This is a genomic window from Bradyrhizobium sp. 190, from assembly GCF_023073415.1.
GTDB lineage: Bacteria > Pseudomonadota > Alphaproteobacteria > Rhizobiales > Xanthobacteraceae > Bradyrhizobium.
In genome coordinates this window covers 147,213-165,705 of sequence record NZ_JADPJL010000077.1, presented here as the reverse complement: position 1 = coordinate 165,705, position 18,493 = coordinate 147,213, and the positions used below count along the sequence as shown (strand labels likewise).

Below are 18,493 nucleotides of genomic sequence, written 5' to 3'. Positions count from 1 at the left end.
GACGCCGAAAAGGGGAGGCCGGCTTACGCCGGCTTCGCCCGATACGTGTTCAGAAACATCCGCGTCGCGCTGTCGACCACGCGCGCGATGCGCTCCGCCGATGGCGCCGGCTCTGCCTGAAACACGAACGGCAGAAACAGCGTCGCCTGGCACATCTGCAGGAACTGCGCGGCGGCAAGCACGCAATCGTCGATCGCAAGATCGTCCGGCCCGACATGGGCCTGCAGATAGTCGGCGAGACGGTTGATCGTCTGAGCCAGCACGTTCTCGTAGAACTGGCGTCCGACGTCGGGCATCCGCTCGGCGATCGCCATCACCGTGCGGATCGACGATCCGCCGCCTGGCCGGCAGATCGATCCGATGTAGGTTTGGCCGAATTCCCGCAGCGTGGTTTCGGCATCGCGTTTGGGATCGAGATTGTAGGCGATCCTGGCCTTTTCGAGCGCTTCGTCCTCGACGATGGCCTCGAACAGCCGGCTCTTGTCGGCGAAGTAGACGTAGAGCGTGCCCTTGGAGACGCCGGCGGCGCGCGCGATCTCGTTCATACTGGCTCCATCAAAGCCCAGATCCATGAACACCTTTCGCGCGCCGTCCAAAATCTGGCGGCGCTTCGAACTGTCCTCCTCGCCAAAGGGATGAATGGTGTTTGAAGTGGATGCAACCATTGGTTTATCTTCCTCGCGAAAGAATTCAACCCGGGGTGAGGCCCGCATGTGTTTTCGCTTTATGGTCTGTGCCATTGAATGGGTATCTTGACCGAACCGTTCGGTCAATGCTACATTTTGTCTCGATGGTGACCGCGCGGCAAGGATTAGGCTCGCTGGCACCGCGATATTGTATGGGGGGCCGGTGATGGCCGCAGCGAGAGAGCAGGCCGCGCGCATCGTTCGCGCCGGACCCGAAACGGCGGAGGATGAAGCCGAAGTCTCGGCCCAGCCACGAACCGCCGCTGCGGAAGAAGCGAGGCGCCGCCCCGCGGAGACCCCCGGCGCGCCGACCATCGAACAACCCGTTGCGACACCCGCCAGCGCCACAGATGCGTCGGCGGCCAAACCGGCCAAACGCAAATTCGTCATGGTGGGTGCGCTCGCACTGCTCGCGCTGGCCGCGATCGCTTACGGCGCCTACTTCGTCCTGGTGGGGCGCTTCTATGTCTCGACCGACAACGCTTATGTTCGCGCCAATAACACCACGCTTGGTGCCCGGGTGTCGGGCCATGTCGCGGCAATTCTGCCTGCCGACAATTCGACCGTTCGCAGCGGCGATGTGATTTTCAGGATCGATGACGGCGATTATCGCATTGCGGTGGAAGCGGCGCGCAGCAAGATCGCGACCCAGCAGGCGACGATCGACCGCATCGGCCATCAGGTCACGGCGCTGGAAAGCGCCGTGGAGCAAACCAAGGCACAGCTTGCCTCGTCCGAAGCGGCACTGAAGCGCGCCGGTCTCGACTTCGATCGCCAGCAGACGCTGAGCACCAAGGGCTTTGCCTCGCGCGCCGCCTTCGAAGTCTCCGAAGCCGGCCGCGACCAGAGCCTTGCCGCGGTGAAGTCGGCGCAGGCCGCCTATGAAGCCGCGCGCGACAATGTCGAGGTGACGAAGGCGCAGCAGGCCGAGGCCCGCGCGCAACTTGCCGAATTGCAGACCCAGCTTGCCAAGGCGGAGCGCGACCTTGCCTTCACCGCGGTGCGCGCCCCCATCGACGGCACCTTCGCCAACCGCATCGTCAATGCCGGCGACTTCATCCAGGCAGGGCAGCGGCTCGCCAACGTGGTGCCGCTCAATGACGTCTTCATCGACGCCAATTTCAAGGAAACCCAGCTCAAGCGCGTCCGTCCCGGCCAGCCGGTCAAGATCTCGGTCGATGCCTACGGTCATCGCAAATTTGCAGGCGTCGTCGACAGCATCTCGCCGGCGGCGGGATCGGTGTTCACGCTGCTGCCGCCGGACAACGCCACCGGCAATTTCACCAAGATCGTGCAGCGGCTGCCGGTTCGCATTCGCGTCCCGAAGGATGTGGCGAAGCAGCACCTGCTGCGCGCCGGCATGTCGGTCTATGTCACCGTCGATACCCGTGAGGGTGCGGCCGACGCCGACAGCGAGACCGATCTCGACGCTCCGGCGATGGTTCAACCGCAGTAATTTTTATGGGCGCCGGCTAACGACCGGCGCCTGCCTCGAGCAAATCATGGCCGACGCCACCACCGCTTCGCCTTCGATGATGAACGCCGGCGCCGAAGCCTCCGAGCGCATCCCGCCGCGGCGGCTGTTTGCGTTTCTCATCATGGTGTTCGGGATGTTCATGTCGATCCTGGACATCCAGATCGTCTCGGCATCGCTGGCGGAGATCCAGGCCGGCCTTTCGGCCAGCTCCAGCGAAGTATCGTGGGTGCAGACCTCCTACCTGATCGCCGAGGTGATCGCGATCCCGCTGTCCGGATTCCTGTCGCGCGCGTTCGGCACCCGCTTGCTGTTTGCGATTTCCGCCTCCGGCTTCACTATCGCGAGCTTCTTTTGCGGGCTTGCCTCGACCATTGAGCAGATGATCCTGTGGCGCGCGCTCCAGGGATTTCTCGGCGCCGGCATGATCCCTACCGTGTTCGCGTCAGCCTATACGGTGTTTCCGCGCTCGAAGTTCCACATCGTCGGTCCCATCATCGGATTGGTCGCAACGCTGGCGCCGACCATCGGACCGACGATCGGCGGTTACATCACCGGCATGATGTCCTGGCATTGGCTGTTCTTCATCAACATCATCCCCGGCATCGGCATCACCATCGGCGTGCTCGCGCTGGTCGACTTCGATCGGCCGAACTTCGCCCTGCTCGAGCATTTCGACTGGTGGGGCCTTTTGTTCATGGCGGGCTTCCTCGGTACGCTGGAATACGTGCTGGAAGAGGGCCCGCAATCCGAGTGGCTGCAGGACACCTCGGTTGCGATCTGCGCGGCGATCTGTGTGGTCTCGGCGATCGCCTTCTTCTGGCGCGTGCTCACCGTCAGGGAGCCGATCGTCGATATCAGAACCTTCACCGACCGCAATTTCGGCGTCGGCTGTCTGATCTCGTTCTGTGTCGGCATCGGGCTCTACGGCCTGACCTACCTGTATCCGCGCTATCTGGCCGAAGTGCGCGGCTACAGCGCGCTGATGATCGGCGAGACCATGTTCGTCTCGGGCATCGCCATGTTCCTCACCGCGCCGATCGTGGGGCGGCTGATGGTGAAGTACGACATGCGCTACCTCATCGCGATCGGCCTGGTGCTGTTCGCGCTCGGCTCCTACCAGATGACCTGGATCACCCGTGACTATGATTTCTACGAATTGCTGATTCCGCAGATTCTGCGCGGCGTCGGCATGATGCTGGCGATGGTGCCGACCAACACGATCGCGCTCGGGACGCTGGCGCCGGAGCGGGTGAAGAACGCCTCCGGCCTGTTCAACCTGACACGCAATCTTGGCGGCGCGGTGGGGCTGGCGGTCATCAACCAGGCGCTGAACGAACGCACCGACCTCCACATCTCGCGCCTGCACGACAGCGTTACCTGGGGCAACGCCACCGCGGTCGAGACGCTCAACATGCTTACCCAGCGCATGCAGGGCATGGGCGATGCCGCGCTGATGGCGTTGAAGCAATTGTCGCAGATCGTGCATCGCCAGGCGGTGGTGATGGGCTATGGCGACGTCTTCTTCCTGCTGGCCGTGTTTTATTTCGGCCTGAGCCTGCTCGTCCTGGTTCTGAAAAAGCCTTCCGCGATGGCGGCCGGGGGCGACGCGCACTAGCAGGCGTGGCTATACGCGATCACGCCCTTGTCATGTTGCAAATCACCCACGACGCATTTATAAGCAGCACGTTGTCGCTCGAACCGGGGAGATTTGCATGATTTCGATGTATTCGCAGATCGCACCCTCGCGTCCGATGCTCGTGCTGGTATTTCGATCGCGTCACTGAGCGCGATCTCCGCCGGCCCTGATCGGGTCTGACGCCTGATCTTCAAAGCTTCCCAACGACTTAACGCTAATTTCAACGACGCTTGCGTTCGGCCTTAGGCCACCGCGCGTCAATTCAGATGGAGCCGGCGTGTGCCTTAAGCGCAGCCGGATGACGCCATGATCGCTCTTAAAGACAAACGTCCTGCGGCAATACGCGTGGTGATCCCGTTCGTGTTTCGCCACTGGCTGCAACAGCCCGGCCGCGCCGCAATCGTCGCCGGTGGCCTGCTCGGCGCGACGGCGGCCGACCTGTTCATGCCGATCTTCTCCGGCCGCCTGGTCGATGCGCTGACCTTGGGCACTTCGGACGCGGCGGCGCGGCATGCCGCGTTCGTTGCCTTCGGCGGGATCGTGGCGCTCGGCCTCATGTCGATGATCCTGCGGCTGATCGGCCTGCAGGCGATCGTGCCGTTCACGCTGAAGACCATGTCAGACGTGTCGCGCGATGCGTTCGCGCGCGTGCAGCGTTTCTCCACCGACTGGCACGCCAACAGCTTCGCAGGATCGACCGTGCGCAAGGTCACGCGCGGCATGTGGGCGCTCGACCTGCTCAACGACACCATCCTGATGGCGCTGGCACCGTCGCTGCTGGTGCTGCTGGGCTCAATGATCCTGCTTGGGCTGCACTGGCCCGTGCTCGGCGCGGTCATCGCTGTCGGCACGGTGATCTACGTCTCGATGACGCTGGCGTTCTCGATGAACTACATCGCCCCTGCCGCGCGCGTCTCCAACGCCTGGGACACCAAGGTCGGCGGTACGCTGGCGGACGCCCTGACCTGCAACGCGGTGGTGAAATCCTTCGGCGCGGAGGCGCGCGAGGACGCGCGGCTGGCCGGCGTCATCGGCCGGTGGCGCACGCGTGTGCGGCGGACGTGGTACCGTTACAATTACACCTCGACGGCGCAGCTCGCGGTGCTGTTGTGCTTTCGCGCGTCGGTAATCGGCGGCGCGATCCTGCTGTGGATCGCGGGCCGCGCCACGCCGGGCGACGTCACCTATGTGCTGACCAGCTACTACATCATCCACGCCTACCTGCGTGACGTCGGCATGCACATCAACAATCTGCAGCGTTCGGTGAACGACATGGAGGAGCTGGTCGCGATCCATGGCGAGCCGATCGGCATTGCCGATGCGCCCGATGCCAAGCCGATCGACATCCAGGGCGGGCGCATCGTGTTCGATGACGTGACGTTCCATTATGGCGGCCATCGCGCGCCGCTGTATGACGGCCTGTCGGTGGAGATCCGCGCCGGCGAACGGGTGGGCCTGGTCGGCCGTTCCGGCTCCGGCAAGACCACCTTCGTCAAGCTGGTGCAGCGGCTCTACGACGTCAGTGGCGGCAAGATCCTGATCGACGGTCAGGACATCGCGAAAGCGACGCAGCATTCGCTGCGCAGCCAAATCGCGATCGTGCAGCAGGACCCGATCCTGTTTCACCGCACACTGGCCGAGAACATCGCCTATGGCCGGCCGGGCGCCAGCATGGCTGCGATCGAGCAGGCGGCGCGGCTTGCCAACGCGCACGACTTTATCCTGCGGCTGCCGAAAGGCTACGGCACGCTGGTCGGCGAACGCGGCGTTAAGCTGTCGGGCGGCGAGCGGCAGCGCGTCGCGCTCGCGCGTGCGTTCCTGGCGGACGCGCCGGTTCTGATCCTGGACGAGGCGACTTCGAGCCTCGATTCGGAATCGGAAGGCCTGATCCAGCAGGCGATGGAGCGGCTGATGAAAGGGCGCACCTCGATCGTGATCGCGCACCGGCTGTCGACGGTGCGCAGCCTCGACCGCATCCTGGTGTTCGACCGCGGCGAGATCGTCGAGCAGGGGACGCATGCGGCGCTGACGGCGCGTCCGGGCGGCATCTATCGCGGGCTGTTCGAACTGCAGGCGACCGAGTTCGGCCGCATCTCGGCAGCGGAGTAAGGTGCATTCTTGCGGTCCAGCTCGGTGTCGGAATATGTTTCCGGCATCGAGAGGACTTGCGCGATGAGCTGGTTTCATAGGGAACGGCAGCCGGAAGTCTGGGAAGTTGCCGACGATCAACCGTTGGGCGATATCGGTGCGGTCCAGAAGATCCGCGATATTTGTGCTTCCGCCGGCGCCATCGCGGAAAAGCTGGTGGCGGCCGGCGGGCCCGATACCGAGAAGAAGCTCGCCGCCGATGCCGAGCGATACCAGGCCGCCATCAAGCGCGCGCTCGAAATAGCGATGCAAATCTCAGACGATTCGATGCGCGACGTTTCAGTGAGCCAGATCATCAAGCTGTGCGTGCAGGTAGATCATCTGAAAACCGCGAGGGTCCTGCTTCGCACCGTACAGTCGGAAAAGACGAGGGCGGAATTGGTGGCCGATCACCCGAAACTGATCGATCAGGATGCCGCCAACTGAGGCGGCTCCCGATCCTGCTTCGATGGCGCCGGCGCCACAGATGCGCGCGTGCGCGTCGAGATCGCAACCGTCACCACGACGGCGGCGGCGAACAGCAGGATCTGCAGCGTGATGGTCTCGTCGTTGAACAATGCCGCGAGCGCAAAGGTGACGAAGGGTTGCAGCAATTGTATCTGCGACACCCGCGCGATGCCGCCCATTGCGAGGCCGGCGTTCCATGCGAAGAACCCGATCCATTGCGAGAACAGCGCGACATAGAGCAGCCCGAGCCACGGCTTCAGCGCGATGTGGCTGATGTCGGAAGGCATGGTCAGCGCGGCCGCGGGGATCGAGAGCGGCAGTGCGATGACCAGCACCCAGCTTATCACCTCCCAGCCCGGCATCTGCGACGTGAGCCGGCCGGAGAACGCGTAGCCGATCGCGGCGACAGCGACGGACGCGAACAGAAACAGGTCGCCGGCCGCGAGCGCCCCGCCGCCTTGACGCAAGGCAAACATGATCACCAGCGCGGCGCCGGCGACGGAAGCGATCCAGAACAGCGGCCTCGGCCGCTCATGGGTGACGGCGACGGCGACGAGCGCGGTGGCGATCGGCAACACGCCCAGCACCACGCCGCCATGCGAGGCGTCGACCCGCTGCATCCCGAGCGACATCAGCAGTGGAAACAGGATGGCGACGCAGAGCATGGCGATCACGAGTTGCGGCCACAGTGCGCGCGGAGGCAGCGGGCGGCGCAACACGAGGAGAAGCGCCAGCGAGCACAGCCCGGCGATCGCGGTGCGCAGCGAGGTCAGTGCAATCGGATCAATTTCCGCAACCGCGATCCGCGTCGCCGGTAGCGTGCCGCCGAAGATCGCCATGCCGACGAAGCCCAGCAGCAGACCGAGACGCTCGCGTGACGCAGGGGAGGACATGAGGCGATTAGTTAGCTGCTTTGCCGGTCAGCGTACAGCAATCTACTCGGAGCACATGGCGGCCATGCGCCGCTATCTCGGAGCAATGCTGCTCCACACCAATCCGGCGCCTGACAGAAACAGCAGCGCCAGCACGACGTCGTAGAAATTGCGGTCGTTCAGGGCCTGGTAGGTTCGCATGCCGAGGCGAGCGCCGATCAGTGTGCCGGGCATCGCCAGCAGCGCCAACCAGAAGACGTTCAGCTTCACGAAACCGGTAGCGGCTTGCAGGATCAGCGCGGCGCCGAGCACGGTGCCGTTGAAGATCTGGAAAACGCCGCGGCGCTGATCCTTGGTCCAGCCGCGTATGCTGGCCCACAGGGTCGGAAGCGGGCCCGACAGGCCGGCAAGGCCACCGAGAATGCCGCCGGCAAATCCGACGCAGGCATCGGCGATGCGGCCGCCGAAACGAAAGGCCATCGGCTTGCGGATGAAATAGAGCGCGGTCGGAAACACCAGCAGCATCACGCCGACGCTGAGCTTGAAAACCTGCGGGTCGGCGCGCGCGACCAATAGCGCCCCGATCGGCATGCCGACAAGTCCGCCGGCCACGAACGGCAAGGCCAGCTTGAAGTCGAGCAGCTTCCACATCAACGGCAATGTCGAGATCTGCGAGCTGACCGAACAGATCAGCACCAGCGGCACGGCAATCGCGGGCGGCAGGATGTATAGCCAGATCCCCAGCGCCATCAGCGCCGTGCCGAAACCGGCGAGACCTGAGACGAAGCCACCGGCGAGCGCGCCGGCAAGCAGGATCGCGTAGGTGGCGACGTCCATTACTGTCTCTTGTTCTTGATCATTGCGGCGACGTTTACACCACGCGACGGACGGGTACTATCGCAATTGAAGCCTTCAACAACAACCCGGTGGAAACGGCCCGATGAGCACAACTCCTTCGAAAACATTTCTCGTCTGTCACGGCGCGTGGTCCGCGGGCTGGGTCTGGAAGAAGATGCACCCGCTAATGCAGGCGGCCGGGCATCGTCTGGTGACGCCCACCTATACGGGTCTCGGCGAACGCGCGCATCTGGCCAATGCATCGATCGATCTCAATTCGCATATCGAGGACATGCTGAACGTCATCAAATACGAGGACCTGCGCGACATCGTGCTGATCGGCCACAGCTATGGCGGCATGGTTGCTACCGGCGTTGCAGACCGTGCGCGCGACAAGGTCAGGCAACTCATCTATGTCGACGCCTTCGTGCCGCAGGACGGCCAATCGCTGCTTGATCTGAACGAGGTCGCGCGGGCGCGGATGCAGGAGCTCGCCAAGAGCGGTGATGGCTGGCGCGTTCCGCCGAACCCGACGCCGCCGGATACGTCGCCTGCCGATGTCGAATGGCTCAGCGCGCGCCGCGTCGACATGCCGATCAAATGCTTTGAAACAAAACTCAAGCTGCAGGGCGGCGCGTTGACGCTGCCGCGAAGCTACATCTACGCCACGCGCATTACGCCGGCCGATACGTTCGGGCCGTTCGCCAGGATGACGAAGGGCGATCCCGCCTGGAGCTATTACGAGATCGACGCCAGCCATTCGCCGAATGTAACTGCGCCGGAAACGCTGATGGCGCTGCTGCAAAAGATCGCTGCGTAGCCCGGATGTAGCGAAGCGAAATCCGGGGGCCGGTGCCTGACCGGGCGCACAGGTCCCGGATTGCGCTGCGCTCCATCCGGGCTACGATGCCTCGCATACCGATTGACTCTCCGCCATGCGCCCAACAAGCTGGGAAACCGGTGGTCGACGTCGATCGCGGAGGGCGGGTCATGACGGCCAGGACGACGGCAGGCATCGAGACGTGGTCGACCGGCCTGGTCGAGCCTGAACGGCGCCTGGACTATTGGATCGGCGCCGTCTGCGAATGTTTTCTCGAAATGGATATCACGACGCAGGTTCGATCGGGCTTCGACTGCTCGGTTCAGCGCGGGCAACTCGACACGATCGGCATCAACCGCGTGCAGGGATCGGCGCAGCACGTCTACCGCCGGAAAGCCAGCGTCTCGCGCAGCACGGCCAACTACTATTACCTGCTGTGCAAGACCGACAACGACTGGACTGTCATGCAGAACGGTCACGCGTCGCGGATGCGGCCGATGGATCTCGTGCTGCTGGATTCCCGGCGCTGCTATGAATTCAACTTTCCGGTGACCGCCGACACGCTGTCGCTGGAGCTGCCGATCCACTGGGTCGAATCGTGGATATCAGATCCCGAGCAGCGCATCGGGCAGCGCATCGACGGTCGCGCCGGCTGGGGTGCTGCGCTCAGCGCATTTGCCTGCCAGCTAACGCCCAAGCTCGCCTCCGACCAGCCGCTGCCGGCGCGAGTGTTGACCGACCAACTCGGCGCGCTGCTGGCGCTTGGGTTCGGCAGCGAGATTCCAGGCACGCCCGCCGAGCAGCGCGATGGCGCGAAGCTCTTGGACCAGATCGGCCGTGTCATCCGGCTGCGTTACGCCGAACCGGGGTTGACGGCTGTGGCGGTCGCGGAGGATTTGCGTGTCTCGGAGCGGACCTTGCATCGCTGCCTCAACAAAGCGGGGCTGACGTTCAGCGGGCTGCTCAACGATTGCAGGATGGCGGCGGCGCGACGGATGCTGAGCGAGCCGCGGTTCGATCGCATCAGCGTCGGCGGGATCGGACTGCGGGTCGGGCTATCAGATCCATCCCACTTCATCCGTCAATACCGCAAGTTTCTCGGGATGACCCCGGGCGCATTCCGGCGGCAGCGCTGAGGCGTTATTGTAGCGCCCCTGGCGCAATCAGGCGATGACGTTGGCCGAATCCGGCCATCGGGGGCGAGACGCCATCTCTATCAAGGTCTGATTTTTCGAAATCGAGGGGAGACGGGAATGGCAGACACTTACGTCCTGGTTCACGGCGCGTGGCACACCGGCGCTGAGATGGAAGCGGTGGCCGGACATCTGCGAAAGAGCGGCCACGTCGTGCATTGCCCGACGGTTGCCGGCAACAACAAGGACGACGACCGCGAGACGATTGGCCTCGAGCAGGCGATCTCGTCGATCGCTTCCTACATCGAAGCGAACAATCTGCGCGACATCCGCCTGGTCGGCCACTCCTATGGAGGCATGGTGATTTCGGGCGTCGCCGATCGTCTGACCGACCGCATCAGACGGCTCGTCTACGTCAACGCCTTCGTTCCGCTGGACGGGCAGTGCCTCAACGACATGGTGCCGCCGCACTATGTCGGCCTGTTCGACGCGGTGGCCGCCGCCAACAAGGGCGCCGTCATGCTGCCGTTCGAGATCTGGCGCGATGCCTTCATCAATGACGCCGACCTCGAACTGGCGAAGTCCGCCTATGCCAAACTCAATCTGCATCCGTACAAGACATTCACCGACAAGATCACGCTGAAGCACGTGTTGGCGGAACTGCCGGTCGGCAAGTCCTACGTCAACTGCCGGCAGGACATCGCGCTTCCGCACGGCATGCCATGGCATCCGCGGTTGTCGGAACGGCTGGGCCTGTTTCGTTTGGTCGAGTGCGACGGCAGCCACGAGATGTTCTTCAGCAATCCGGCGCGGCTGGCGCAGGCGATCGCGGAGGCCGGGCGCGACTGAGGCATCGCCAGTCGTGTAGCCCGGATGGAGCGCAGCGCAATCCGGGATCTGTGCACCAGAGCGGCCCCCGGATTGCGCTGCGCTCCATCCGGGCTACGGGTTGCGTTGGTTGAAATGGCGAGGGGCCCGGCGTGTTTGCGCCGAACCCCTCATTCTTAGCAAGACGCGTTTTCTTCGAAAACGCTTTCGCTTAGAGCATCAGCCAGCCTGTAAGCCGGGTTCTGTAGGGCACCATTCTTGCGAATGGTACGTGACGGCCATTCCTCTGGGGCCATGTTTACACATGGCCTCGAGCAACCTACCCGGACGGCGAGCCTGACATCGCCCTGCGGTGTTATCGCTTTCGCGAACGGACCCGCGTTGCCGTCCCTATTCGGTTTTGCTCCCGGTGTGGTTTGCCATGCCGTTTCCGTTGCCGGATACGCGGTGCGCTCTTACCGCACCTTTTCACCCTTACTGTCCTCTCCCTTTCGGGCGGGGAAGCGGTTCGTTCTCTGTGGCACTTTCCCTGGGGTCACCCCCGCCGGACGTTATCCGGCACCGTATGTCGATGGAGCCCGGACTTTCCTCCCCCGCAGCCTTTCGACGATAGCGGGAGCGGCCGTCCGGCCGACTGACGCCCTACGCATGGGGATTTCGGTGCGCCGCGTCAAGGGAAAGCGATGGTTAATCAGGTTCCGTTCGGGCTTATTTTGACATCTGCGAAGCAGCGGCATTTCACGCCAATGACTGAGGATGATGAGCAGATAACAGCGATGAATACTCCTGCCGGTCTTGGTGAAGCCCTGCTGAACAGCGCCTCCGACGCGATCATCGCCACCGATCGCGAGGGCCGTATCACATTCTGGAATCCCGGCGCGGAGCGGATATTCGGCTTCACGGCCGCCGACGCGGTCGGGCAGTCGCTCGACCTGATCATTCCCGAGAATTTGCGTGCTCGGCACTGGAGCGGATTTCGCCACACGATGGCGACGGGGACGAGCCGCTATGGTCACGGCGACCTGTTGTCGGTACCCGGCCTGACCAGGGATGGCGCGCGGATTTCGGTCGAGTTCACCATCGTGCTGCTGCGCGATGGGGCGCAGGCTGTCACGGGCACCGTGGCCGTAATGCGCGACGTGACGAAGCGCTTCGAGGAGGTGAGGGAATTGAGGCGGCGGCTCGCCGGGGCTGACGCCCGCTCAAAATAATTATCCCGGCGATGTCGTCTTGCGAGAACCCCGTTCGACTGGGTGTCGGCGATCCAGCCGATCAAGAGGAGTTTTCGAAATGCAGTATCTGTTGATGACCTATCGGAGCGAAGCCGAGCTTGGCAAAATGGACGCGGCGGCGCGCAAGGAAATGTCGGCGGAATACGGCGCGTTCACCCAGTCCATTATCCAGAGCGGCCATTTCAAGGCCGGCGACGGCTTGCAGCCGACGACGACGGCGACCACGGTGCGCGTCCGCGACGGCAAGACACTGACGACGGACGGTCCGTTCGCGGAAACGCGCGAGCAGCTTGGCGGCTATTACCTGGTCGAGGCCAAGGATCTCGACACGGCGCTGGCGATCGCCGCACGCATTCCCGGCGCCAGGACCGGTTCGATCGAGGTTCGGCCGGTCATGGTTTATGATTGACGGTGCATGACGCCCATCGAAATCGAAGAAATCTTTCGCGACGAGGCGGGGCGGGCGCTGGCCACGCTGATCCGCCTCGTCGGCGATTTCGATCTGGCGGAAGATGCGTTGCAGGATGCGGTCGCGGTGGCGCTGGAACGCTGGCCCGCGGCCGGCCTGCCTTCCAATCCGCGCGCCTGGCTGGTCAATGTCGGGCGCAACAAGGCGGTCGACCGCGTCAGGCGCAATGTTTCGTTTCGGAGCAAACAGCAGCAACTGACACATGAGCTGCTGCTCAACGCGTCCACGGCATGCGAGGACGCTGACAACGCGCTCGAGGACGACATGCTGCGGCTGATCTTCACCTGCTGCCATCCGTCCTTTGCCGCCGAGGTGCAGGTCGCGCTGACGCTGCGCACGGTGTGCGGGCTGACGACAGCGCAGGTCGCGCGCGCCTTTCTCGCGAGCGAAGACGCGATGGCGCAGCGGCTGTTGCGCGCCAAGCAGAAGATTCGTCTCGCCGGCATTCCTTATGAGGTGCCGGAGCGCGACGCGCTGGAGCCGCGGCTGCGCGGCGTGCTCGCCGTGATCTATCTCGTGTTCACCGAAGGCTATGCGGCGACATCAGGCGAAGACCTGATGCGGCCGGATCTGGCGCGCGAAGCCATCCGGCTGGCGCGGCTGCTCGACGCGCTGATGCCGGGACGCGGCGAGATCAAGGGATTGCTGGCCCTGATGCTACTGCACGATTCCCGCCGCGCCGGCCGCGAGACCGCGGGCGGCGATATCGTGCTGCTCGAAGAGCAGGACCGGACGCTGTGGGATCGCGGGCAGATATCGGAGGGTCTGCTTCTGGTGGAAGAAGCGCTGCGGATGCCGGGGCGGCCGCAATCCTATGCGGTGCAGGCGGCGATTGCGGCGCTGCATGCGCGTGCGTCCAGCTACACAGATACCGATTGGCGGCAGATCGCCGGCCTCTATGAAGTGCTGCTGCGGATCAGCCCGTCGCCGGTGATCGAGCTCAATCACGCCGCTGCGGTGTCGATGGTCGACGGGCCGGCGCGGGCGCTCGACCTGACCGATGCGCTGGAGGCGCGTGGTGGGCTGAAAGGTTATGAGCTGCTACCAGCGATACGCGCTGATCTGCTGCGCAGGTTGGGCCGACGTGACGCGGCGCGCGCAGCGTATCAGATGGCGACGGCCGCGACGCGGCTCGAGCCGTTGCGGCGATTTTATGCGCGGCGGATCGCGGAACTGGATCGCAATTAGTTCTCCGTCATTGCCTGCGACAAACGCGAAGCGCTTGCGCAAGGGAGCGAAGCGACGAAGCAAATCCATATATCCACGGATGCGGAAAGATGGGTTGCTTCGCTGCGCTCGCAATGACGGTGAAACTACTTCGCCGCCACCACCGTCGTGGTCGCTTCCGGCGGCAGGCTCGTCAGCAGCGCGTGCAGCGTGCTCATGGTCGAGTGATCGGCGATCCCATCGACGCGCGCGGGACGGAAGTGGCGCTGAAACGCGGTGACCACTTCCATGGTCGGGCCGTCAAACTTGCCGTGGGTCGGAATTTTGTAGCCGTATTTGGCAAGCGCCGCCTGCATACCGGCGACGTCGTCGCTGATGCTGCCGAGCTTGAGCGTTTCGCCGCGCACGATCGGCGCCGGCTGCACCCAATGGCCGACGCCGGAATTGGCCAGCGAATGCCACGGAAACTTTTCGCCGGGATCCCTTTTGCGCGCCGGGGCGACATCGGAATGCGCGAGCACGCGATGCGAAGGAATCTTGCGGCGGAGCATGATGCCCCGACACAGCGCGATCACGGCGGCGATCTGGCGCAGCGGGAAATCCGGATAGCCCCAGTCGTGGCCGCGATTGATGATCTCGATCCCGATCGAGCAGGAATTGATGTCTTCCTCGCCGGCCCAAAAGGACACGCCGGCGTGCCAGGCGCGCTGGGCTTCCGGCACGCATTGCACGATGCGGCCGTCTTCCAGCACGATGTAATGCGCTGACACGTCGGTGCCGGGGGTGCAGAGCTGGGCGATCGCGCCTTCCACATCCGGCATGCCGGTGTAGTGCAGCAGGATCATGTCCGCGAGGCGGCCATTGTTGCGGTCGCCATGGTTCGGCGACGGGATGACGTCGGATGCGATCGAGGAATCTGGAGTAAAGATCTTCATGTCGGCGTTGGCCCTGGGAACGGGAAGGGCGCGTTGACGCCTCGAATCAATACCAGCAGATGCGAACGAACCAGTAGCCATTTTTTCAACCCAAACGGGGCGGGAGAGCGGCAACATCGTGGCTTAAGCGGCAATGCCGTTTACTATTCATTTACCGCGTGGCCGCGCAATCCGGCGGTCGAGTTCCATCTCGCATTTTGACCGAGTGTGTGCGAGGCGCATCACGATTTTTCAGTATCTAGAGCTTCGGGTCTGATTGAATCAGAACCGAAGCTCTAGGTTCTTGTTTTGACGCGTTTTCTTCACGCGAACCGGTACCCACTTCGCTCGAAAACGCTGTAGAAAGCGCGCAAAGCCCGTAGCCGACCATCAACGCTTTCTTAACGCTAAGTGCCGTTACTGAGTGGTGAAGAGCCGAACCGGGTTGGGGACGGCCGAGGCCCTCTTTCACGCTCGCAATGCCATGGCAACCCAGCAAATTCCGTCTGGAAATGAGGGGGCGCGGGACCGGGCCAAAAACGGCAATCGCGCCGAGTCGCGGCTTTTTGGCCGGAAAAGCGCGGCGAGGCGCAGAGATTTGAGGCGCAATGGGCCCGTTCGCGTCCATCTTCCATATTGCAGGCTGGAAAACGCCGGGGGACGGCGCATGAGCCCGGCTGCGCCGCGCCATATCTCGGTGCTCGGCCGCGAGGCGGTCGAGATGCTCAACCCTAAGGACGGCGGCATCTATGTCGACGCGACCTTCGGCGCCGGCGGCTACAGCCGCGCGATCCTCGCGGTCGAAGGAACCCAGGTCATCGGTATCGATCGCGACCGGTCGGCGGTTACCGGCGGGTTCGATCTGGTCGATCAGTCCGACGGCCGGCTGACCCTGGTCGAAGACCGATTCTCCAACCTTGCAGACATCTGCGCGGCGCAAGGCATTGTCCGGGTGGACGGCGTCGTGATGGACGTCGGCGTTTCCTCGATGCAGCTCGACCAGGCCGAACGCGGCTTCTCGTTCCGGCTCGGCGGCCCGCTCGATATGCGGATGGGCCATGACGGGCCGACCGCCGCGGATGTCGTTGCGAAGGCCTCCGAGGCCGATCTCGCCAACATCATCTATATTTTTGGCGAAGAGCGACATTCTCGCGCCGTGGCGCGCGCCATCGTGGCGGCGCGGAAAGAGGCGCCGATCACGACTACGCAGGCTCTGGCCGATATCGTCGGCAAGGTGGTGCGCTCTAAACCGAACGAGATTCATCCGGCGACGCGCACGTTCCAGGGCCTGAGGATTTTCGTCAACGCGGAACTCGACGAATTGCATCTAGCGTTGGCGGCAGCCGAGCGCGTGCTGAAGCCCGGCGGGCGGCTGGTGGTCGTGTCGTTCCATTCGCTGGAAGACCGCATCGTCAAGGACTTTTTCAACGCGCGCGGCAAGACCGGCGGCGGATCGCGGCACTTGCCCGAGGTGGCGCAGGCGGCACCGAGTTTTCATATCCTGACCAAACGTCCGGTTACGCCAACTGAAGCGCAAGTGTCAGCCAATCCACGCGCGCGTTCCGCAAAACTGCGCGCTGCCGAGCGCACCACAACGCCCGCGCATGCGGCAGGCCGCCTGCCGGCCTGGCCCGTTCTCGCCGACGTGATGAGGGGAGGCTGACCATGCGGATGATCCACCTCCTCGTCATCGGCGTGCTGGTGTTCGCGGCAGCCTACGTCTATCGGATCAAGATGGAATCGACCTCGCGCGTCGAGCGCGTGCTGCGGCTCAACGCCGAGATCCGCGAGCAGCGCGACGCCATCGCGGCGCTGCGCGCGGAATGGGCCAAGCTCGATGCGCCGCTGCGGCTGCAAGGGCTCGCCGACCGCCACCTCGGCCTGAAGCCGCTCAACGCCACGCAATACGATCAGTTGAAAAACCTGCCGGAACGGCCGCCGGCCTTTGCAAGGCCCGGGGCGCCCGATCCGATCGGCGCGATGATCAACACCATCGAGGCCGCTGCCGATGCACCGCCGACAACCGGGTCCGTGCCCGCACCGGGAGATCGGCAATGACCGGCCGGGCGCTCACCAACATCAAGCGGCCGGCGGAGCCGTGGCGGCAGCGGTTGATCCGCAGCCTGCTCTACGGGCGCAACGTCGATCGCGCCGTCAAGGCTCGGGCCCGCGTAGGGCTTGCGATCCTGCTGTTCGCGGCGATCTATGCGGTGCTGGCCGGACGTCTGGTGATGTTTGCGGTCGGTGCCGACAGCCACGGCGCGCGCCGCGCCGGCTCGCAGGACGCGATCGCGACCGCGCGACCCGATATCGTCGACCGCAACGGCACAGTGCTCGCGACCGACGTCAAGAGCCCGAGCCTGTTCGGCGAGCCCAGGCGCATCATCGACAAGGACGAGGCGATCGAACTTTTGACCGCGGCGCTGCCGGACCTCGACGAAGCGGAGGCCCGCACGCGCCTGTCGTCGCGCAAGGGTTTTGTGTGGCTCAAGCGTGAGATCACGCCAAAGCAGCAGCACGACATCCACAAGCTCGGCATTCCCGGCATCGGATTCCTGCGCGAGAACAAGCGCGTCTATCCGACTGGTGCTGCGGTCGCGCATTTGATCGGGCTCGTCAACATCGACAACCAGGGCATCGCCGGGATGGAGAAGTGGCTGGACAATAATGGTCTGGCCGATCTGCACCGCGCCGGCTTCGCCACCGATCGCCTGCAGCGCCCGGTGGAACTGTCGATCGACCTGCGCGTCGAGCACGCCCTGCGCGACGAGCTGCTGAAGGCGAAAGAGAAATACAAGGCCAAGGCGGCGTCCGGCCTCGTCTCCAACGTCCGGACCGGTGAGATCGTGGCCCTGGTGTCGCTGCCGGACTTCGATCCGAACAATCCGAAAGAGGCACACGACCCCGAGCGCATCAACCGCCTGACCACGGGCGTGTTCGAAATGGGCTCGACCTTCAAGGCGCTGACGCTGGCGATGGCGCTGGATTCCGGCAAGGCCAACCTCAACACCCTCTATGACGGGCGCGGGGCGCTGAAGTTCGGCAAGTTCACCATTCACGACACCCATCCGGTCGGCCGCAACATCACGCTGGCGGAAGTGTTTACGTTCTCCTCGAACGTCGGCGCGGCCAAGATCGCGCTGGCGCAAGGCGTCGAGGCGCACAAGGCGTTCCTGAAGAAGCTCGGCCAGATGGACCGGCTGCGCACCGAGCTGCCTGAAAGCACCGCGCCGATCGTGCCGAAGCGCTGGACCGAACTCAACACCATCACGGCTTCCTTCGGTCACGGTATCGCGGTGGCGCCGCTGCAGGCGGTGATGGGCATCAACGCCTGCATCAATGGCGGTCTCCTGATCCCCCCGACCTTCCTCAAGCGATCGGAAGAGGAGGCGAGGGCTATGGCCAAGAAGGTGCTCCGAACCGAAACCTCCGACAAGATGCGCTATCTGATGCGGCTCAACGCCGAGATCGGAACCGCCAAGAAGGCCGACGTGAAGGGCTATTATATCGGCGGCAAGACCGGCACGTCCGAAAAGGTGGTCAACGGCCGCTATTCCAAGAAGCAGGTGCTCAACTCCTTCACCGCGATCATTCCGGCCGACAATCCCCAGTATCAGCTGCTGGTCATGCTGGACGAGCCGAAGGCGCTGCCGGAAACCCATGGCTTCATCACCTCGGGCTGGAACGCGGTGCCGACCGGCGGCAAGGTGATTGCCCGCATCGGGCCGCTTCTGGGCATCGAACCGCGCTTCGATCTGCCGCCGTCCGACCGCCTTATTCTTGCGGCATCGAGGACAACCCAGTAAGGCGTAATATCACGCGCGCCT

Annotated in this window: 17 protein-coding genes and 1 other RNA gene; 13 read left to right on the top strand and 5 right to left on the bottom strand. The window is 64.0% G+C overall.

Annotated elements, in window-relative coordinates:
• Window positions 1-23 precede the first annotated feature (23 nt).
• Entirely contained in the window at window positions 24-665 is a 642-nt protein-coding gene (locus tag IVB22_RS38560) for a TetR/AcrR family transcriptional regulator (protein WP_247522361.1), read from the bottom strand.
• A 187-nt stretch (window positions 666-852) separates the two neighbouring features.
• Between IVB22_RS38560 and IVB22_RS38555 the strand changes: the two genes are divergently transcribed.
• From IVB22_RS38555 to IVB22_RS38540, 4 genes are all read left to right on the top strand, one after another.
• Complete coding sequence (locus tag IVB22_RS38555) at window positions 853-2,142, top strand: HlyD family secretion protein (protein WP_247522360.1); 1,290 nt, start codon at window positions 853-855, stop codon at window positions 2,140-2,142.
• Between the two features lie 46 nt (window positions 2,143-2,188).
• Window positions 2,189-3,778: a DHA2 family efflux MFS transporter permease subunit gene (locus tag IVB22_RS38550; protein WP_247522359.1), complete on the top strand. Its 1,590-nt coding sequence runs from the start codon at window positions 2,189-2,191 to the stop codon at window positions 3,776-3,778.
• 327 nt (window positions 3,779-4,105) lie between these two features.
• Window positions 4,106-5,908, top strand: coding sequence for an ABC transporter ATP-binding protein (locus tag IVB22_RS38545; protein ID WP_247522358.1), 1,803 nt, complete (start codon window positions 4,106-4,108; stop codon window positions 5,906-5,908).
• Window positions 5,909-5,971: 63 nt separating this feature from the next.
• Window positions 5,972-6,373, top strand: coding sequence for a hypothetical protein (locus IVB22_RS38540; protein WP_247522357.1), 402 nt, complete (start codon window positions 5,972-5,974; stop codon window positions 6,371-6,373).
• On the opposite strand, the gene IVB22_RS38535 is transcribed toward IVB22_RS38540, so the two are convergent.
• Complete coding sequence (locus IVB22_RS38535) at window positions 6,355-7,287, bottom strand: DMT family transporter (RefSeq protein WP_247522356.1); 933 nt, start codon at window positions 7,285-7,287, stop codon at window positions 6,355-6,357. The genes IVB22_RS38540 and IVB22_RS38535 overlap by 19 nt on opposite strands.
• Window positions 7,288-7,359: 72 nt before the next feature.
• Entirely contained in the window at window positions 7,360-8,103 is a 744-nt protein-coding gene (locus IVB22_RS38530; RefSeq protein ID WP_247522355.1) for a sulfite exporter TauE/SafE family protein, read from the bottom strand.
• A gap of 103 nt (window positions 8,104-8,206) precedes the next feature.
• On the opposite strand from IVB22_RS38530, the gene IVB22_RS38525 reads away from it, so the two are divergent.
• The 3 genes from IVB22_RS38525 to IVB22_RS38515 all read left to right on the top strand — a co-directional run bounded on the left by IVB22_RS38525 (window position 8,207) and on the right by IVB22_RS38515 (window position 10,905).
• On the top strand, window positions 8,207-8,923 hold the full coding sequence (locus IVB22_RS38525; RefSeq protein ID WP_247522354.1) for an alpha/beta fold hydrolase: 717 nt from the start codon (window positions 8,207-8,209) through the stop codon (window positions 8,921-8,923).
• 170 nt (window positions 8,924-9,093) lie between these two features.
• The gene (locus IVB22_RS38520; RefSeq protein WP_247522353.1) at window positions 9,094-10,059 is read left to right on the top strand and encodes an AraC family transcriptional regulator; all 966 of its coding nucleotides are present in this window, start codon (window positions 9,094-9,096) and stop codon (window positions 10,057-10,059) included.
• A 117-nt stretch (window positions 10,060-10,176) separates the two neighbouring features.
• Window positions 10,177-10,905, top strand: coding sequence for an alpha/beta hydrolase (locus IVB22_RS38515; RefSeq protein WP_247522352.1), 729 nt, complete (start codon window positions 10,177-10,179; stop codon window positions 10,903-10,905).
• Between the two features lie 194 nt (window positions 10,906-11,099).
• Here IVB22_RS38515 and rnpB read toward each other — a convergent pair.
• Window positions 11,100-11,522: RNase P RNA component class A (gene rnpB, locus IVB22_RS38510), an RNA gene on the bottom strand.
• Between the two features lie 138 nt (window positions 11,523-11,660).
• Between rnpB and IVB22_RS38505 the strand changes: the two genes are divergently transcribed.
• The 3 genes from IVB22_RS38505 (at window position 11,661) to IVB22_RS38495 (ending at window position 13,773) form a co-directional block, all read left to right on the top strand.
• Window positions 11,661-12,095, top strand: coding sequence for a PAS domain S-box protein (locus tag IVB22_RS38505; protein WP_247522351.1), 435 nt, complete (start codon window positions 11,661-11,663; stop codon window positions 12,093-12,095).
• A gap of 79 nt (window positions 12,096-12,174) precedes the next feature.
• Window positions 12,175-12,525 carry a YciI family protein gene (locus IVB22_RS38500; protein WP_247522350.1) on the top strand — a complete coding sequence of 117 codons (351 nt, stop codon included), beginning with the start codon at window positions 12,175-12,177 and terminating at the stop codon, window positions 12,523-12,525.
• A 6-nt stretch (window positions 12,526-12,531) separates the two neighbouring features.
• Window positions 12,532-13,773, top strand: a complete 1,242-nt coding sequence (locus IVB22_RS38495) for an RNA polymerase sigma factor (RefSeq protein WP_247522349.1) — start codon at window positions 12,532-12,534, stop codon at window positions 13,771-13,773.
• Window positions 13,774-13,898: 125 nt separating this feature from the next.
• Here IVB22_RS38495 and IVB22_RS38490 read toward each other — a convergent pair whose 3' ends face one another.
• Complete coding sequence (locus IVB22_RS38490; RefSeq protein ID WP_247522348.1) at window positions 13,899-14,768, bottom strand: N-acetylmuramoyl-L-alanine amidase; 870 nt, start codon at window positions 14,766-14,768, stop codon at window positions 13,899-13,901.
• A gap of 565 nt (window positions 14,769-15,333) precedes the next feature.
• On the opposite strand from IVB22_RS38490, the gene rsmH reads away from it, so the two are divergent.
• From rsmH to IVB22_RS38475, 3 genes are read left to right on the top strand one after another with little or no spacing between them, the layout of a single operon-like run.
• The gene (rsmH, locus tag IVB22_RS38485) at window positions 15,334-16,329 is read left to right on the top strand and encodes a 16S rRNA (cytosine(1402)-N(4))-methyltransferase RsmH (protein ID WP_247522347.1); all 996 of its coding nucleotides are present in this window, start codon (window positions 15,334-15,336) and stop codon (window positions 16,327-16,329) included.
• A 2-nt stretch (window positions 16,330-16,331) separates the two neighbouring features.
• On the top strand, window positions 16,332-16,724 hold the full coding sequence (locus tag IVB22_RS38480; RefSeq protein WP_247522346.1) for a hypothetical protein: 393 nt from the start codon (window positions 16,332-16,334) through the stop codon (window positions 16,722-16,724).
• On the top strand, window positions 16,721-18,472 hold the full coding sequence (locus tag IVB22_RS38475; protein ID WP_247522345.1) for a penicillin-binding protein 2: 1,752 nt from the start codon (window positions 16,721-16,723) through the stop codon (window positions 18,470-18,472). The genes IVB22_RS38480 and IVB22_RS38475 overlap by 4 nt, the downstream gene beginning before the upstream one ends.
• Window positions 18,473-18,493 lie beyond the last annotated feature (21 nt).

Excerpts from the sequence above, each read along its gene's own strand:
- IVB22_RS38560 (WP_247522361.1), bottom strand. The coding sequence starts at position 665 with ATGGTTGCATCCACTTCAAACACCATTCATCCCTTTGGCGAGGAGGAC.
- IVB22_RS38555 (WP_247522360.1), top strand. The coding sequence starts at position 853 with ATGGCCGCAGCGAGAGAGCAGGCCGCGCGCATCGTTCGCGCCGGACCC.
- IVB22_RS38550 (WP_247522359.1), top strand. The coding sequence starts at position 2,189 with ATGGCCGACGCCACCACCGCTTCGCCTTCGATGATGAACGCCGGCGCC.
- IVB22_RS38545 (WP_247522358.1), top strand. The coding sequence starts at position 4,106 with ATGATCGCTCTTAAAGACAAACGTCCTGCGGCAATACGCGTGGTGATC.
- IVB22_RS38540 (WP_247522357.1), top strand. The coding sequence starts at position 5,972 with ATGAGCTGGTTTCATAGGGAACGGCAGCCGGAAGTCTGGGAAGTTGCC.
- IVB22_RS38535 (WP_247522356.1), bottom strand. The coding sequence starts at position 7,287 with ATGTCCTCCCCTGCGTCACGCGAGCGTCTCGGTCTGCTGCTGGGCTTC.
- IVB22_RS38530 (WP_247522355.1), bottom strand. The coding sequence starts at position 8,103 with ATGGACGTCGCCACCTACGCGATCCTGCTTGCCGGCGCGCTCGCCGGT.
- IVB22_RS38525 (WP_247522354.1), top strand. The coding sequence starts at position 8,207 with ATGAGCACAACTCCTTCGAAAACATTTCTCGTCTGTCACGGCGCGTGG.
- IVB22_RS38520 (WP_247522353.1), top strand. The coding sequence starts at position 9,094 with ATGACGGCCAGGACGACGGCAGGCATCGAGACGTGGTCGACCGGCCTG.
- IVB22_RS38515 (WP_247522352.1), top strand. The coding sequence starts at position 10,177 with ATGGCAGACACTTACGTCCTGGTTCACGGCGCGTGGCACACCGGCGCT.
- IVB22_RS38505 (WP_247522351.1), top strand. The coding sequence starts at position 11,661 with ATGAATACTCCTGCCGGTCTTGGTGAAGCCCTGCTGAACAGCGCCTCC.
- IVB22_RS38500 (WP_247522350.1), top strand. The coding sequence starts at position 12,175 with ATGCAGTATCTGTTGATGACCTATCGGAGCGAAGCCGAGCTTGGCAAA.
- IVB22_RS38495 (WP_247522349.1), top strand. The coding sequence starts at position 12,532 with ATGACGCCCATCGAAATCGAAGAAATCTTTCGCGACGAGGCGGGGCGG.
- IVB22_RS38490 (WP_247522348.1), bottom strand. The coding sequence starts at position 14,768 with ATGGCTACTGGTTCGTTCGCATCTGCTGGTATTGATTCGAGGCGTCAA.
- rsmH (WP_247522347.1), top strand. The coding sequence starts at position 15,334 with ATGAGCCCGGCTGCGCCGCGCCATATCTCGGTGCTCGGCCGCGAGGCG.
- IVB22_RS38480 (WP_247522346.1), top strand. The coding sequence starts at position 16,332 with ATGCGGATGATCCACCTCCTCGTCATCGGCGTGCTGGTGTTCGCGGCA.
- IVB22_RS38475 (WP_247522345.1), top strand. The coding sequence starts at position 16,721 with ATGACCGGCCGGGCGCTCACCAACATCAAGCGGCCGGCGGAGCCGTGG.